The 14902-nt window shown below is 54.9% G+C and carries 19 protein-coding genes and 1 tRNA gene; 9 read left to right on the plus strand and 11 right to left on the minus strand.

All coding sequences use genetic code 11. The features are described from left to right. Nucleotides 1-22 precede the first annotated feature (22 nt). Complete coding sequence (locus tag J2T58_RS08595; protein WP_253488862.1) at nt 23-451, minus strand: FKBP-type peptidyl-prolyl cis-trans isomerase; 429 nt, start codon at nt 449-451, stop codon at nt 23-25. A 102-nt stretch (nt 452-553) separates the two neighbouring features. On the opposite strand from J2T58_RS08595, the gene J2T58_RS08600 reads away from it, so the two are divergent. Further along, a complete protein-coding gene (locus J2T58_RS08600; protein ID WP_253488864.1) occupies nt 554-1312 on the plus strand; it encodes a creatininase family protein in 759 nt (252 codons plus the stop codon). Here the strand turns inward: J2T58_RS08600 and J2T58_RS08605 are convergent. The 6 genes from J2T58_RS08605 to J2T58_RS08630 all read right to left on the minus strand — a co-directional run bounded on the left by J2T58_RS08605 (nt 1294) and on the right by J2T58_RS08630 (nt 6301). Next, complete coding sequence (locus J2T58_RS08605; protein ID WP_253488867.1) at nt 1294-2403, minus strand: sugar-specific transcriptional regulator TrmB; 1110 nt, start codon at nt 2401-2403, stop codon at nt 1294-1296. The two genes, J2T58_RS08600 and J2T58_RS08605, sit on opposite strands and share 19 nt — an antisense overlap. Further along, nucleotides 2387-3373 carry a homoserine dehydrogenase gene (locus J2T58_RS08610; protein ID WP_253488870.1) on the minus strand — a complete coding sequence of 329 codons (987 nt, stop codon included), beginning with the start codon at nt 3371-3373 and terminating at the stop codon, nt 2387-2389. Before J2T58_RS08610 ends, J2T58_RS08605 begins: the two co-directional genes overlap by 17 nt. After that, nucleotides 3370-3861, minus strand: coding sequence for an amino acid-binding protein (locus J2T58_RS08615; RefSeq protein ID WP_253488873.1), 492 nt, complete (start codon nt 3859-3861; stop codon nt 3370-3372). The genes J2T58_RS08610 and J2T58_RS08615 overlap by 4 nt, the downstream gene beginning before the upstream one ends. A gap of 78 nt (nt 3862-3939) precedes the next feature. Continuing rightward, nucleotides 3940-4653, minus strand: coding sequence for a DUF169 domain-containing protein (locus tag J2T58_RS08620; RefSeq protein WP_253488875.1), 714 nt, complete (start codon nt 4651-4653; stop codon nt 3940-3942). Between the two features lie 40 nt (nt 4654-4693). After that, nucleotides 4694-5512 carry an NAD(+)/NADH kinase gene (locus tag J2T58_RS08625; RefSeq protein WP_253488878.1) on the minus strand — a complete coding sequence of 273 codons (819 nt, stop codon included), beginning with the start codon at nt 5510-5512 and terminating at the stop codon, nt 4694-4696. Nucleotides 5513-5515: 3 nt separating this feature from the next. Then, nucleotides 5516-6301, minus strand: coding sequence for a bifunctional fructose-bisphosphatase/inositol-phosphate phosphatase (locus J2T58_RS08630; RefSeq protein ID WP_253488881.1), 786 nt, complete (start codon nt 6299-6301; stop codon nt 5516-5518). A gap of 58 nt (nt 6302-6359) precedes the next feature. Between J2T58_RS08630 and J2T58_RS08635 the strand changes: the two genes are divergently transcribed. The 4 genes from J2T58_RS08635 to J2T58_RS08650 all read left to right on the plus strand — a co-directional run bounded on the left by J2T58_RS08635 (nt 6360) and on the right by J2T58_RS08650 (nt 9520). After that, complete coding sequence (locus J2T58_RS08635) at nt 6360-6740, plus strand: translation initiation factor IF-5A (RefSeq protein ID WP_253488884.1); 381 nt, start codon at nt 6360-6362, stop codon at nt 6738-6740. Nucleotides 6741-6742: 2 nt separating this feature from the next. Continuing rightward, nucleotides 6743-7597 (plus strand): agmatinase, encoded by an 855-nt coding sequence (speB, locus tag J2T58_RS08640; RefSeq protein ID WP_253488887.1) that lies wholly within the window; start codon nt 6743-6745, stop codon nt 7595-7597. Between the two features lie 114 nt (nt 7598-7711). Continuing rightward, nucleotides 7712-8341: a DUF47 domain-containing protein gene (locus tag J2T58_RS08645; RefSeq protein ID WP_253488889.1), complete on the plus strand. Its 630-nt coding sequence runs from the start codon at nt 7712-7714 to the stop codon at nt 8339-8341. A 6-nt stretch (nt 8342-8347) separates the two neighbouring features. Further along, the gene (locus J2T58_RS08650) at nt 8348-9520 is read left to right on the plus strand and encodes an inorganic phosphate transporter (protein ID WP_253488891.1); all 1173 of its coding nucleotides are present in this window, start codon (nt 8348-8350) and stop codon (nt 9518-9520) included. Here the strand turns inward: J2T58_RS08650 and nth are convergent. From nth to pyrH, 3 genes are all read right to left on the minus strand, one after another. Then, nucleotides 9509-10147 carry an endonuclease III gene (gene nth / locus J2T58_RS08655; RefSeq protein WP_253488893.1) on the minus strand — a complete coding sequence of 213 codons (639 nt, stop codon included), beginning with the start codon at nt 10145-10147 and terminating at the stop codon, nt 9509-9511. The genes J2T58_RS08650 and nth overlap by 12 nt on opposite strands. A gap of 7 nt (nt 10148-10154) precedes the next feature. Further along, nucleotides 10155-10229 (minus strand) — tRNA-Pro (locus tag J2T58_RS08660). A 55-nt stretch (nt 10230-10284) separates the two neighbouring features. After that, nucleotides 10285-10989, minus strand: a complete 705-nt coding sequence (gene pyrH, locus J2T58_RS08665) for a UMP kinase (protein ID WP_253488895.1) — start codon at nt 10987-10989, stop codon at nt 10285-10287. 60 nt (nt 10990-11049) lie between these two features. Between pyrH and amrS the strand changes: the two genes are divergently transcribed. Next, a complete protein-coding gene (gene amrS / locus J2T58_RS08670; RefSeq protein WP_253488897.1) occupies nt 11050-12081 on the plus strand; it encodes an AmmeMemoRadiSam system radical SAM enzyme in 1032 nt (343 codons plus the stop codon). Beyond that, on the plus strand, nt 12078-12569 hold the full coding sequence (locus tag J2T58_RS08675) for a Mut7-C RNAse domain-containing protein (RefSeq protein ID WP_253488899.1): 492 nt from the start codon (nt 12078-12080) through the stop codon (nt 12567-12569). The genes amrS and J2T58_RS08675 overlap by 4 nt, the downstream gene beginning before the upstream one ends. On the opposite strand, the gene J2T58_RS08680 is transcribed toward J2T58_RS08675, so the two are convergent. Further along, entirely contained in the window at nt 12545-13219 is a 675-nt protein-coding gene (locus J2T58_RS08680) for a flavodoxin family protein (RefSeq protein ID WP_253488902.1), read from the minus strand. The two genes, J2T58_RS08675 and J2T58_RS08680, sit on opposite strands and share 25 nt — an antisense overlap. An 85-nt stretch (nt 13220-13304) precedes the next feature. Between J2T58_RS08680 and J2T58_RS08685 the strand changes: the two genes are divergently transcribed. Both J2T58_RS08685 and J2T58_RS11135 read left to right on the plus strand, forming a co-directional pair. Then, complete coding sequence (locus J2T58_RS08685) at nt 13305-14285, plus strand: PAS domain S-box protein (RefSeq protein WP_253488905.1); 981 nt, start codon at nt 13305-13307, stop codon at nt 14283-14285. Nucleotides 14286-14436: 151 nt separating this feature from the next. Then, nucleotides 14437-14790, plus strand: a complete 354-nt coding sequence (locus J2T58_RS11135) for a rubredoxin (RefSeq protein WP_301287523.1) — start codon at nt 14437-14439, stop codon at nt 14788-14790. Nucleotides 14791-14902 lie beyond the last annotated feature (112 nt).

The raw sequence follows: 14902 nt of genomic DNA on the forward strand, positions 1-14902 counted from the left end.
AAAAAAGGTGTTTTCTGAATACTCAGAGGATCTCGACCAGCGTCAGTTCAAAGACGAGGGTCTTTCCTGCAAGAGGATGGTTTGCATCAAGGGTGATGGTCTCATCACCGATCTCACTGATCGTCACCTCGATGACCTGATCCTCTCCAACCTGCACCTGGAAGCGGTCACCAAGATTCGGGGTGACATCGGGGGGGAACTGGTCTTTTGGGACCGGGAAGATGATCTCATCGTTCCTCTCGCCATAGGCACGGTCCGGCGGGATCTCGATCCGCTTCGACTCGCCCGGCTCCATTCCCTCAAGATTCTCATCAAAACCCGGAATGACCTGGCCTGCCCCGATAGTAAACTCAATCGGCTCACGGTCAAGCGAGGAGTCAAAGACCTCGCCATCTTCAAGTGTTCCGGTGTAGTGGACCCTGACAGAGTCTCCAATTGCTGCTCCTGTCATATCCCATGAAATTTGGGTCGAGGGTATAAGAAAGAATCCCTATTAACAGTCTTTTAAGAACATTTCAATACATTGATCAACGAGAGCATCCTTTCAGAATCTATGGAGAAGAATCCCCGTCTCATCCAGCATCTGACTGCAGCCGACTATACCGCCGACCCTTTCCGGATGGTGATCCTCCCGCTCGGCTCACTCGAGAGCCATGGCGGCCATCTCCCCTTCGGAACCGATGCCCTCACTGCGGCCGCCCTCGCAGATGCGGTTGCAGCAGAGATCCCCGGTGCCGCCGTCCTCCCGGTCGTCCCCTATGGTGTCTCAGAGCATTACCGGGAGTTTCCGTTCACCATCTCCCTGAGCTTTCAGACTGAGATCACGATCATCACCGATATTCTTGAGTCGCTACATCGGGAAGGGATCAGGAGGGTCTTCATCCTCAATGGCCATGACGGCAACATCGCACCGATTGAGGTGGCGGCACGGACCGTCAAGGTCAGGCACCCGGAGATGCGGATCATCGCACTCGGTGCATGGTGGGAGAGTCTTGCCCCCCTTCTCCCTGACGGCTTCTTCGAGGTCTGGGGAGGCCTCGGTCATGGTGGCGAAGGCGAGATGTCCATCGGCCTTGCCCTCTTCGAGGAGCTCTGCCAGCCGGAACATGCAGAGGGCAGGGTTCCGGATCTCCCGGCGTTTGGGGAACTGAAGTGGTGCTTCTCAGAACTGACCGACTGCGGGGCAACAGGGGACCCGACGAAGGGGAGCCGGGAGAAAGGAATGAAGATGAAAGAGGTCCTTGTCGGAGCAATCGTCTCGATGCTCAATGATGCCATGGAGCGGGACTGGAATTACGGACTGAACGGGTGATCCGGGTTTAAGAGGATCTCATCGGCGCATCCCTGGAGCGAGACTGCAGCAAGCGCCCCGATCACCCCGCGTCCCCCGATGAGCTGGATACCGGCCTCCATTGCCAGGGATTCTGCATCCCCGACAGGTACCGGCTCCCGCCGCACACGCTCACCAAACCCACGCAGCCCTTCATGCGGGGCCAGCCCTCTCCTGATGGCAATCCCCCACTCGGCTGAAGCAGACTCCCCGGCGACGAATGCAATCGCCTGCTTCACGATCCCGGGGATCGCACCCTCCTCTGCTGCCAGCTCGATGAGGCTGCACGAGTTTCCGGCAGTCTTTTCATCGATTCCCGGATAGAGCATCGCAACCTTATGGGAGATCGGCATCACCCCCTCGCACCTTCCGAGCCGCTGGAGAAGGGCATAAGCAAGGGCAAATGTTGCACCATCCCCCCTGGAGTCGGTATCATCGATCCCGATGAGAATCCGCTGCAGTGCCTTAGTGTGGACATCTCCCTCAACGATGGTTCCGTTGCGGCGTGTCTCCACAGAGAGCACCCCCTCAGCACGTGACATCATCTCGGTGAGGGAGTAAGCCGGCCCGCCGAAGGATCGGATCGTCTGAATGATCTGATCACCCTCCCGTCGGATTGCGACGACACCGACTGCAGGAAGGGGCGTGATCCCGACCTCTGCATCGACAGATCCGATATGCCCCATCTCACGCAGGAGCGTCCCGTCCCGCCTTACATCGGTCAGGACACCACCGGCACGCCCATGATGGTGTTTACAGAAGGCGGCGCATCCGCTGCTCATACATTCATGATAGATCTCGACGAGGTCGCCGTCGCAGGTCGAGAAGATCCGTTTACAGATCGTCTGGGGGAGGGCAGTACGAGCGATATACCGTGTGGGTTCCCTCCCCTTGCCCGGCGAGGAGATGATGATGCACTCATCCTCGATGAGCCGGTTAATCCAGTCCTGTGCAGTACTTCGGGGGATATCGATCTGCTGCGCAATTTCTGCGATGGTAAAGGATCCCCTGTCCAGGGTGAGCCGGCGCATGAATGAGAGGATTTTATTTCTCTTCTCAAGAACGCCCGCCATAATAATTCCTGATTGCGATGAGATCGGCGAGGATCGCACTTGCGGTCGGCTGGGCCCCTGCTCCCCTGCCGATGAAGGTCACGTGCCCTGCCATATCTGTGCAGACCTGTATTGCATTGAGCGTTCCATCCACCACAAGGGGGTGGTCGAGGGCAAGGACACGGGGTGAGACCCGGATGATCTTTCGTTCCGGGATGATCTCACCGATGAGCCGGACCGTCGATCCCTCATCCTCGGCAAGATTGAGGGCCTCAACAGTGACGAGATCGATACCCGAGATATCGACATCAGAGAGGGTGACCTTCATCCCAAGGAGGGTATTTGCCAGGATGACCAGTTTGATGGCTGCATCGATTCCTTTGACATCATAGGTCGGATCCGCCTCTGCATACCCGAGATCCCGGGCCTCCTGAAGTGCCTGCTGATAGGTGAGCCCTTCGTCGCGCATCCGGGTCAGGATGTAGTTGCAGGTGCCGTTTAAGATCCCATAGAGCGACCGGATAGTGTTTCCGGCAAGACCATTGCGAATCCCGTTGATCACCGGAACCGCTCCGGCGACCGTCGCCTCGTATCCAAGACCAACCCTCTGTTCATCGGCAATCGCTTTGAGCTCATGATACGCAGCGGCGATCGGCCCTTTATTGGAGGTGACGACATGCCTGCCGGAGAAGAGAACGGATCTGATGAGCGATGTTGCCGGCTCTCCGCCATTGGCATTCGTCGGTGAGGCCTCGACAAGAATATCAAATGCACCGGATGCAAGGATATCCGCGGCGCTCTTCCCTTTGATACCACAGATGCCGGTCTCCCTCTTCTTAGCCAGGATCTCTTCGGGGTTGAGCCCCTCTCCATTGATGATCGCAGATCGCGAGTCCGCAACCGCTGTCAGGGTGAACCCATGGGATGGATCGGCAAGCACCCCGGCAACCCCCTGACCGACTGCCCCGAATCCTATGATAGCAACCCTCATTCCATACCCTCCAGAGGCTCAAGGACCAGAATCTCTTTTCTTGCGGTGACCTCATGCAGGATCGAGATGGCACGGCGCATATCCTCGGGAGACTCTGCCCGTATGGTGATCTTTGCCGTGGACGGTTCATTGATCGCCGGCATCACCATATGGAGTTCAGAGACCTCCGCAAATCCGGTTTTGTCGATATGATCAACAGTATCAGTCAGATCGGTATGCATCAGGTGTCCGATCATGATCAGGGATCGCTTCTGGTGGAGCCTCTCCTTTCCGATACGGACGACGCCACAACCGCGTTCCTGAAGTGTGGCAATTAAGGATTCGAGCTTATGCTCCGGAAGCTCGATGGTGATATCAACGATGAGCGTATTCTCAGCCGAGGTCCCATCCCGCTGATGGATGATCGTGATGATGTTCCCCCCGATATCAGAGATCGGCTTTAATGCGCCGAGGAGCTGCCCCGGTGTATCCTTCAGCTCAAGTTTCATCGAGACCCGCACGTTATCACACCTATGTGTACGTACTCGTCTGCAGGTGATATAATGATTCGGAGATCAAAAAAAGAGTTATTTCTTCGATCCGGCTGCCCCGGTAACAATCGGCAGTGCTGCTGCGATCTCGGCAAGCAGCTCACCCGGAATGCCCATCACCATCTCGCTGTCATCAATTCCTGAAAACTTCCTTGATCCATCGCATCCTAGTGAGATATTCGGCTCCCCGCTGAGATAGACGGTTGCGGTCGCGTCAGAGCAGACCGACTGAATCCCTGACATCTCCGGATACAACCGCCCGCCCATCCGGTACAGGAGACTCTGGGCGGCTTTCAGCATCGCTCTGGGCTCTGCCACGATCAGGACGACATGCGGGGAGAAGGGGGTTGTTTCAAGCGGGGAATAGAGTGTCGCCCATGTCTCCCCGGAGGGGAGGTGCGGAATGCGGTCGATGGTGCGGCGACAGGCGGCCCAGCTCTCGTACTTGCCAAGCCTGAAGTAAAATTCGCCTGATCGAAGCGATGGCGTCCGTTCACGAAGGCCAAGCGCCCAGGCACCACCCATACACTGATGTTTTTCAGCGGTTGCATAGAAGCATCTCCCCTCCTTCCTGGCCATGGTGACCATCATACAGTGCTTGGTTTCATCACCGATCTCTTCGATTCCCGGAGGAATCTGCTCCTTCGATCCGGCGAGCTTAATGGCAACCGGGGATCCCTCCATCCCCAGCTCTCTCTTCAAAACAGCTGCTATCTCAGCATAATTCAGATCCGTTCTCATCTCATCCATAGATGATAGAGATTCATCGATACAATGATAAAACTGATCATCAGAGACGCCGCAGCTTCTGATCAACCTTCTCAAAGAAGTTCCGTCCCGAACTGATGAAGAGGGCCGGCTCCTCCGCACTCCGGACGGTGATGGAGGCGTAGAGTCCGAGTGAACAGATCTCTACACCATCGATGACAAGATGGGCGGGCTTGTCGCTGTCGAGCCGGATCTCAAAATCCCTCCCGGTTGAGATGAGATGGGGGCGGGATGAGAGCATATAGGGGGCCAGGGGAACGATCAGGACGCCCTCTATTCCGGGATCGACAATCGGCCCGCCGGCACTCATCGCATATGCCGTCGAGCCGGTCGGGGTTCCGATGATCATTCCGTCCGCACGGAATGTCTCTGCCACGATGCCGTCGATGACGATAGAGAAGCGGAGCATCTTCGCAGGGCGGGTGGTGACGATGAGCGCCTCATTGAGCGCCTCCCCCATCTCTTTGCCATCGATCTGGAGGGAGAGACGCATCCTCTCCTCTACGGGAAAGTCTGGCCTCAGGTCTTTGAGGAAGGCAAGTGCATTCTCCGGTTCGAGATCGGCCAGGAACCCGACCTCCCCCCGGTTTACCCCGATGATCGGGATCTGCCTCTTCATCTGTGCTACCGTACGAAGGACGGTTCCATCACCGCCGACCGCAACGATCAGGTCAGCAATATCCTTCGCATCACTGATCGAGACACCGGCCGATCCGAAGATTGCAGCAGATCCCTCCTCAAAGAAGACGGTATGACCTGCCCTGATCAGCTCCTCACCAAGATGTTTTGCATATGCAAGGGTATCATCCCGGTCAATCCGGGGGGCAATAATATACCGCATCAGTCACCTCAGGTACTCGATCACTTTCCGGTGAATCACCGCATTCGTCGCAATCAGACATCTCCCGACCGAGACATCCTCAGGAAAGCTGACCGGGGTTCCATCCAGACCGGAGACGATCCCTCCTGCCTCACTGCAGATGAGCATTCCGGCGACGGCATCGATATTCCGAAGCGTATTTCGAAGATCGACAAACCCATCGATCCGGCCGCAGGCGACGTAACAGAGTTCAAGTGCCGATGCCCCGAGGAGCCGCCATCGCCGTATCTTCCTGCCAAGCTGCATTGCGCGTTCGGGATCGAACTTCCTGCCGTACAGGCTCATCGCGCTCTCCTCGAGCTGTGAGATGCCTGAGACTGTAATCGGTGTCCCATTCCGGTATGCACCTCCACCCAGGGCGGCATAGAACTCCTCACCTGAAGCGAGATCCTTGACAAACCCTTCGGTGATGATTCCATCCTCAGCATAGGCAAGTGATAGTGCGTAGAAAGGGATGCCGGCAACGGCATTATAGGTGCCATCGATGGGATCGAGATAGATCGTGCCCTTTGCACCAGTCAGGGGAATTCGGCCGGACTCTTCACTGATCACCTCTGAACAGATCCCGGCTTCGCGCAATCTGCTGATGACTGATTCTTCGGCGATCAGATCGATCAGCTCAGTCGGGGTCTGGTCCGCACCCATCCGGATTATCGCCCCTCCACGCTTCGTACCAACAATATCATCTATTTCATCGGCTACAAACCCGCCGATTCGCTGGCACGCATGGAGAAAGGGAGTCTCGATCATCCTGCGGTGTGTTTATGTTCTCCTGATTCAATAAATTACTCCTGCGAGAAAGATTACTATGAAAGAACAGACTGAAGTTGGGAAGCTGAGAGAGGGTCGGTATGTTGTCGTTGATGATGAACCATGCAAAATTCAGAGCATCTCTATCTCAAAGCCTGGAAAACATGGATCTGCAAAGGCACGGCTTGATGTTGTCGGTATCTTTGACGGCATGAAGCGATCAGTCGTCTCGCCTGTCTCCCAGAAGATTTATGCACCTATCGTCGAGCGGAAGAGTGCACAGGTGATCACTATTGCAGCAAACACGGTTCAGTTCATGGACATGAAGGAGTTCACAAACTTCGAACTGACCCTTGATGATGCCCAGCTCTCACATATCGAGCCTGGAAAGGAAATTCCGTACATCGAGTCTCTTGGCAAGAGAAAGTTAGACATCTGAATATGCAGTCTTTTTCAAACTCTCTTTTTGCTGATGCCGAAGCCTCCTACGACGAGGCAGCGTATGTCATCTTTGGTGTTCCGTATGATGCAACGACATCATTCAAGGCAGGGACACGGGCAGCTCCAAATGCGATCCGTGCGCTATCGTACAATTTCGAGCCCTACATGCCGATGTACGATCTTGAGCTGACCGATATCCCCTTCGTCGATCTCGGTGATCTCTATCCCGAATGTGATCCGGAAGAGGTCGCAGGCCAGGTCGCGGACACTGTATCGATGATCCTTGGTGACGGAAAATGCCCGGTGATGCTCGGCGGGGAACACTCCATCACAATCGGTGCTGTTCGCGCGGCAAGGCCGGCATGGTATGTCGTCTGCGATGCCCATCTCGACTTCCAGGATGAGTACCGGGGGTCACGCTATAACCATGACTGCGTCACCGCCCGTGTCGAGGAGCTGGGTCTCCAGGGTATTATCATCATCGGCGGGCGGAGCGGCTCACGCGAGGAGTTTCAGCGTGCACGATCCCATCACCTCTTCACAGCCGACCAGGTGCATGACGAGGGGATCGACTCGATTATCAGACGGATCAGGGAACTCATCGGTGAAGAGAGCCTCTATCTCTCGATCGATGCGGATGCCATCGACTCCTGCCTCACACCCGGTCTTGGAACGCCTGATCCCTTCGGCATGACGCCCCGGGATGTCCGGTCCGTCATCAGGGCACTGGCACCACAGGCGGTCGGGTTCGATTACGTCGAGGTCCTCCCCGATGATCAGGGGCAGACGGCGGCTGTTGCAGCACATATGATCCGTGAGTTTATCGGCTGCCGGGCAAAGTCCCGTGGAATGTGAATGGAAGGGTCTTTCATGATGTCTCTCACACAAAACGAATATCTCTGGTGGGGAAGAATCATGAACAAATCAAGACCTTTTTATCTTTCAATTACCTTGTAAGAGTGGTGTCTTGTGGGCTTACGAGACTGGATTATTCCAAACGACTATATATTTTTTGATATCTTCGAGCAACTCGCAGATACAACAACCGAGGCTGGGCGTCTCCTCGTTGAGCTCGTCAATGATTATACCGATGTCGAGGTGAAGGTGAAGGAGATCAAAAATCTCGAGCACCAGGGGGACGCATTAGCCCACCGTGCCTATGCCGAACTGAACCGGAGCTTCATCACACCCCTCGAACCGGGGGAGATATCCAGACTGACAACCGCGCTTGATGATATTCTCGATTATATTGATGGGACGGCGCGGCTGATGCTCAATTACGGAATCGAAGAGACAGACGAATACATGCAGGAGTTTGCCAAACTGATCTATCTCTCTGCCGCGGAGGTTGCTGTCGCTGTGCGGGAGATTCGTCGGATACGGGATCCGAAACTACTTGAACAGAAGTGCATTGAGATCAACCGGCTTGAGAACCTCGCCGACGATGTCCTCGCCCATGCGATCAAGGATCTCTTCTGTGGCACAGATGCAGTCCGTATCCTCAAACTCAAGGATATCTATGAGAACCTTGAGCTTGCCACCGATAAGTGTGAGGATGCGGCGAATGTCCTTGCAGATATAGCCATCCGTCATTCGTGAGCTGGTATGGAGATCCTTATCATTGCGGGCATTACACTGGCCCTTCTCTTTAACTTCGTCAATGGGCTCAATGATGCGGCAAATATCGTTGCAACCACCATTGCAACAAAAGTACTCACCCCGATTAAAGCCATCGGGCTTGCAGCAGTCTTTATTCTGATAGGTCCGCTCCTCTTTACGACTGCTGTTGCCAAAACTGTTGGAGAAGGAATTGTTGACAGTTCAATCCTCACGCCTTCGCTGATCCTGATCGGACTGGTCGGTTCGGTCTCGTGGCTCTACTTCTGCTCCCATGTCGGGATCCCAGTCTCAGCAAGCCACTCGCTCATCGGTGGCATCATGGGGGCCGGCATTGGAGCCGGAGGATTTGTTGCCCTCATTCTTCCAACAAGTGATGTTATCGCAGATTTCATCAGCTACGGTCTGATAGGAGTGATAGGTGGGGCTATCATTTTTGGCTCTCTCTCCTATCTCATCGGTGATCGAAACCCGATGTATCTGGTGATGGGTGGACTGATTGGATTTGCTGCTGCAATACCGGCCTCAATGTTTCTGGGTCTTATCGAGATACGCGGGATATTCGCCGTGGCAATCTTCATCATCATCTCGCCCGTGCTTGGATTTCTCGCTGCATACACGATGGCAGGGATGATCATGCGCTTCCTCTCTCGGGCAGGTACACCGGAACGGATGAACTATATCTTCAAGAAACTTCAGATCGGTGCCACAGCACTCCATGCCATTGGGCATGGTGCCAATGATGCACAGAACGCTATGGGTATCATCACCGCCATTCTTCTCTCTGCCGGCTATATCAGTACATTTGAGGTTCCGCTCTGGGTGATCATCGCCTCCTGCGGTGCCATATCACTTGGAACACTCCTTGGTGGCGTCAGGGTCATCGATAAGATGGCACATAAGATCACAAAGATCGTACCATATCAGGGATTCTCCGCTTCCACATCCGGCGGCCTGGTCCTCTCTGCAATGTCGTCCCTGGGCATCCCGGTATCCACAACACATGCAATTACCGGGTCCATCATGGGTGTCGGGGCGACCCAGGGGGCATCGGCTGTGCGATGGGGGGTTGTCAGGGAGATCGTCGCCGCATGGATCATCACCGTCCCGGCAGCGGCCATCGTCTCATACTCCTTCTATATGTTCATCTCATTTTTCTGAACGGATATAGGCACAGAGATCCTGTATCACGCAGGTCGGGCAGGCAGGTTTCCTGGCGGAACAGACCTCCCTCCCATGCCTGATCAGGAGATAGGTGATCTCCCCCCAGAGATCCTGCGGATAGAGGGTCATCAGGTCCCGTTCGATCTTCTCAGGATCAGCAGTCTCTGAAAGACCGATCCGCTGTGAAAGGCGGCGGACATGGGTATCGACGGCGACACCGGCATTGATCCCAAATGCATGATGAAGAACAATATTGGCGGTCTTGCGGCCGACGCCGGGGAGGGTGACGAGTTCCTCCATCTGATCCGGGACCGCACCGTCATACCGTGCGATGAGTGCCGCAGCAGCCCCGATGATATTCTTCCCTTTTGCATGGTAGAAGCCGGTCGGCCTGATGATCTCTTCAAGCTCGGCGGTATCAGCGGCTGCCAGATCCTCTGCCGTCGGGTATCGTTCAAAGAGTGCGGGTGCAATCCGGTTCACGGTCGCATCCGTCGTCTGGGCAGAGAGGATCGTCAGGATGAGGCACTCAAAAGCATTGGTGAATCCGAGAAAATGTGTCTCTGTATGGGGATAGATTACGAAAAGTCGATGATATATCAGAAGAGCGGTTGTCGAATCCATCTCAAAATGGGGTAGCGCAGATTCGAACTGCGGTCAAAGCGTCCCAAACGCTCTAGGATGGACCAGGCTACCCTACTACCCCGTGACCTAATAAAGTTGCAAGTCAGTCTTAAATAAGCTATCGGTTTTTCTGCCGCTCAAAGCGGCAGAACCTCTCCGGACTGCCCGGCAACAAGTGTGCCATGGAACTCACCGGTCCGGAGCGCGGCAATAATATTCTCCGGCCTCCTCCCATCCATAACCGCAAACGGGATTCCACTCCGCTCAACGATCTTGGCGGCGACGAGATCGACGATCATATTGGATCCGGCCCCCATCCGCTCCTTCATGATGATCCCGATGAGATCAGACGGGGTGATCAGGGAGAATCGCTCAGCATTGGGATCCTTCTTCGGATCTGCCGAATAGATCGCATCGACTGCTGTGGCATTGATGAGGAGATCGGCAGCGACCTCCTCTGCAAGGACCGCTGAGACGGCATCAGTCGTCTGTCCGGGTGTGATGCCGCCCATCACGACGATCCTGCCATGAAGTGCGGCCTCCTTCGCCTCCCTGTACGATGTGGCGACCGTCGGATACGCACTGTCGCCGAGTGCGGCGATGAGAAGGAAGGCGTTTATCCGGGTCACCATGATACCCAGTTCATCTGATGTCGCCTCATCAAGGCCGATATCCCGGCAGACCGAGATATAGCGCCGGGCCTCACCGCCGCCTCCACAGACGCAGAAGAGATGATAGTCCTGTGCAAGTTCCTTGAGCGTCGATGCCCATTCTTTGAGCTGATGAGATTCAAGTGAGGGAACAAGAACCGATCCGCCGACCGAGATAACTACCTTCTTCATTATACCGTAATAATTTCATCATGGATCACTTATAATGCCCCGGTATCCGAAAGGAGATGTATGATGAGAGGGGATGATCCGCCAGCTCTGGCAGAGGCACGATTATGGCATCGGGAGGATGACGCAGTCAGATGCCGTCTCTGCCCGCATGGATGCCTGATACAGGACGACCATCGCGGCATCTGCGGGGTCAGGGAGAACCGGGGTGGACGGCTCATACCACTGACATACGGCCGCATAGCCTCAGAAGCCCTCGATCCCATCGAGAAGAAGCCGCTCTTTCACTTCCTTCCCGGAACGACTACCTACTCTCTCGGCGGGATCGGCTGCAATTTCAGGTGCCGTCACTGCCAGAACTGGGAGATATCACAGGCAAAGATTACTGATCTCCCCCTTCGGAGCCTCTCTCCGGAGGAAGGGGTCCGACGGGCGACGGGCTCCGGTGCCGCGAGTATCACCTGGACCTATAACGAGCCGACGATCTGGCATGAATATGCCCTCGATATGGGAGTCATCGCACGAAAGAACGGGCTGAAGACGATCTATGTGACGAACGGGTACATCACCGAGGAGGCGCTCAATGAGCTCTCGCCCATGCTCTCGGCATTCCGGGTGGATCTCAAGGCTTTCAATGACGGGTTCTACCATTCGGTCTGCGGTGGTCATCTCCAGCCGGTTCTGGATGCCACAGCCCGCGCACACGAACTCGGAATGCATATCGAGACGGTGACACTGATCATCCCCGGCCAGAACGACGATCCCAGGGAGATCGACGCAATGATCCGGTGGGTGATCGAGAACCTTGGGCCCGAGACGCCGATGCACTTCACCCGGTATCGCCCGGCGTACCGGATGAGTGTTCCCGCCGCAACCCCGGTGAAGCGGCTTGAAGAGATATATCATCGTGCACGGGAGCTTGGACTGGAGTATCCGTATCTCGGTAACATTCCGGGATCCCCCTATGAGGATACCCGGTGTCCGTCATGCTCTGATATCCTCATCAGGAGGATGGGATACAGAATAGAGATTACCGGCCTTGAAGGTGACCGGTGCACAACCTGCAACCGGAAGATACCGATGATACGATCATGACTGATGAACCGATGTTCCTCGTTGACCGGATGCTCGGTCCCCTCACCCGGTACCTCCGGTTCCTCGGATATGACAGCGAGAGTGCAGCCCTCCTCCCCGAAGGTGATCCGGGGGAGGACAATCACCTGCTCAAGAAGGCAGAGGAAGAGGGGCGGCTCCTCCTCACCCGTGATCGTGACCTTGCATCTCGTGCCGGCGAGCGGGGGATCTATATTGCGGATATTGATCTCCCTGATCAGATCCGGCTCCTGCATGAGAAAGGGCTCATCAGCCTCGATGTCCGTCTGATCCGGTGCTCGGTCTGTAACACGCTTCTGCGGGAGGCGGCGGCTGATGAGATAGCGGGGGCATCCTATGCCCCAAAACCCTCTGATCTATTTACCTTCCTCTGGTGCCCGGGGTGCTCCCGGCTCTACTGGAACGGATCTCATACGGAGAGCATCATCAGGCGGATACGCGGGCTTTATGAGCGCGGGAGATCACCCTGATCCCGCCAGTACTCATACTCGGAGATCCAGAGATCTTTATTGAAGGAGACGAGTTCGATCATCCTCTCCCGCATCACCCGGTGCTCCTCCTCCTGATCGGGATACTGCCTCTTCTCTCGGATGGCCCTGACAAGATCGGATCCGAGCTCCTTTGCATCCGGGATCGCACGCTCCACTGCCATCGGATCTCCACAAATATTCACCCCGAGCGAGCCGGTTGTCGTCCCGCCAAGCACTCTGATGACGCTGTTTTGGTACTCTGCAACTCCCTCGGCATTGGCTCCACCTGCTGTTGAGATACTACATCCATACGTTCCGCTGAGCCGCTGGGTATGAATCGCATCGGCGAGCCGATCAAAGAAGGTCTTCAACTGGGCGGTCACCGAGTTGATATACACCGGAGAGGAGAGGATAACCCCGTCTGATGTAAGGAGATGGTGGTAGAGTACCTCAAAGTCGTCACTCTGAAAACAGTGGCCTGTCCGGTAACAGCTTCCGCAGCCCGTGCAGTACCCGATATCAAGGTCACAGATATCAAACGTAACCTTTTCTGCCCCTTCAGCCAGCACTCCCTCACAGGCGCCCTGAAGAAGACGTCGGGTTGCACTCTCCTCTCCACGCGGGCTTCCGTTGATCGCAAGAATTTTCATAGATACTCCTTATCTCTCCTCCCTTTGAATCTTCCGATTGAGGATTTAATTTATAAATTGTCAGAAAGAAATGTACTTCCATATTATGACCGGACATCAGTATCTTCATCAGCTCGATGATGGTATCCTGATCACAACACGGGACGGCACGATCCTATCGGCGAACCCTGCGTTCAGGAGACTCATACGGGGGGATTGGGAGTTACCCGGTGATCTTGCCTCCTTCATCCCCTCTCTGCCCATCCCATTGGCCACAGAAAGAGATGATCTGAAAGACAAGATCATCCTGGCGATTCAGAATGGGAGTCCAGTCAGGAACCTGGAGATCCATCTCGTCCGTCCGGATGGCGGGGAGGAATGGGTCGAGCTCTCGATGAAGAGGACCACAGATGAACACCTGATCTGGATCTTCCGGAGGATCACCCGATGGAAACGGGCTGAAGGGGTGCTCAGGGAGCGTGAAGAAAGGTACCGGCTCCTCTTTCATGGCGGTAATGATGCTGTAGTCGTCTACCGGCTGACCCCGGAGGGCTATCCTGAGGAGTTCATCGAGGCGAATGAGATCGCTTATGGGCGCCTTGGATATAGCCGTGAGGAACTCCTTCGACGTTCGCCTGCTGATATCGTCCCCCCGGAGAGGGTCGGTGAGGTGCTTGGCATTGTGAAACAGCTCCTCATCAGGGATCATCTCAGGTTTGAGACCGAGCATGTCAGATCGAATGGGTCGCGGTTCCCTGTCGAGATCAATGCCCATCGGATAGTACTGGGTGATCAGGTTGCCATCCTCTCTATTGCACGGGATATTTCGGAGAGGAGAAGGAGCGAAGATATACAGAAGAGGGCACTTCTGCAGATTGAAGAGAATATCGAGCAGTTTGCCATCCTTGGAGATCATATCCGAAATCCCCTTGGGGCACTCATCGGCTATGCAGAATTCTGTGATCAGACGTATCTTGGAAAGATCCATGAACAGGCGGCTCTGATCCGGGGGTATCTTGATCAGCTTGATCATGGGTGGATCGAGTCGGAGAAGGTGCGGGAGTTTATCCGGCGCCATTACCGGTAGAGATAAGATGATAATACTTTTTGCGTTCTTCCAATTCAATTAATCAAATATTATTATTAACATTATATATAAATAACTGACCACCAATTATGAAACTATGGTTGGGCAGGTGCACCGCCCTTGCTCCAACGAAGTGATCCAAGGTGAACATATGACAAAGATGAAGAACTACCGGTGTGTTGAATGCGGATATATTTACTACCCATCCAGGGGTGAACCCAAGAACGGAATCCAGCCTGGTACGGCTTTTGAAGATCTGACTGATGATTATGTCTGTCCCGTCTGTGCGGTGTATGCAAAAATCGGCAAGAGTGCCTTTGTCGCGATGGAATCAGATCTCTATCGCTGCGTCGCCTGTGGATATCTCTATGATCCCGCCCGGGGTGAGCCGAAGAACGGGATAAAAGCTGGCACAGCGTTTGAAGATCTACCAAAGGAGTATGTCTGCCCTGTCTGTGGGGTCTATGCAAAAGTGGGCACAGAAGCCTTCGTTCCAACCCGCTGAAGTGACTTTTTTAGGACCTCTTTTTCATTTTTGTCAATCCCACAGAGGGCTATCCCTCTGCTCCTTCTGACTATCGCCAATCAGGTAAGAAGAGGGTACCCCCCTCCCCTTA

It is taken from the genome of Methanocalculus alkaliphilus (genome assembly GCF_024170505.1).
Classification (GTDB): domain Archaea; phylum Halobacteriota; class Methanomicrobia; order Methanomicrobiales; family Methanocorpusculaceae; genus Methanocalculus; species Methanocalculus alkaliphilus.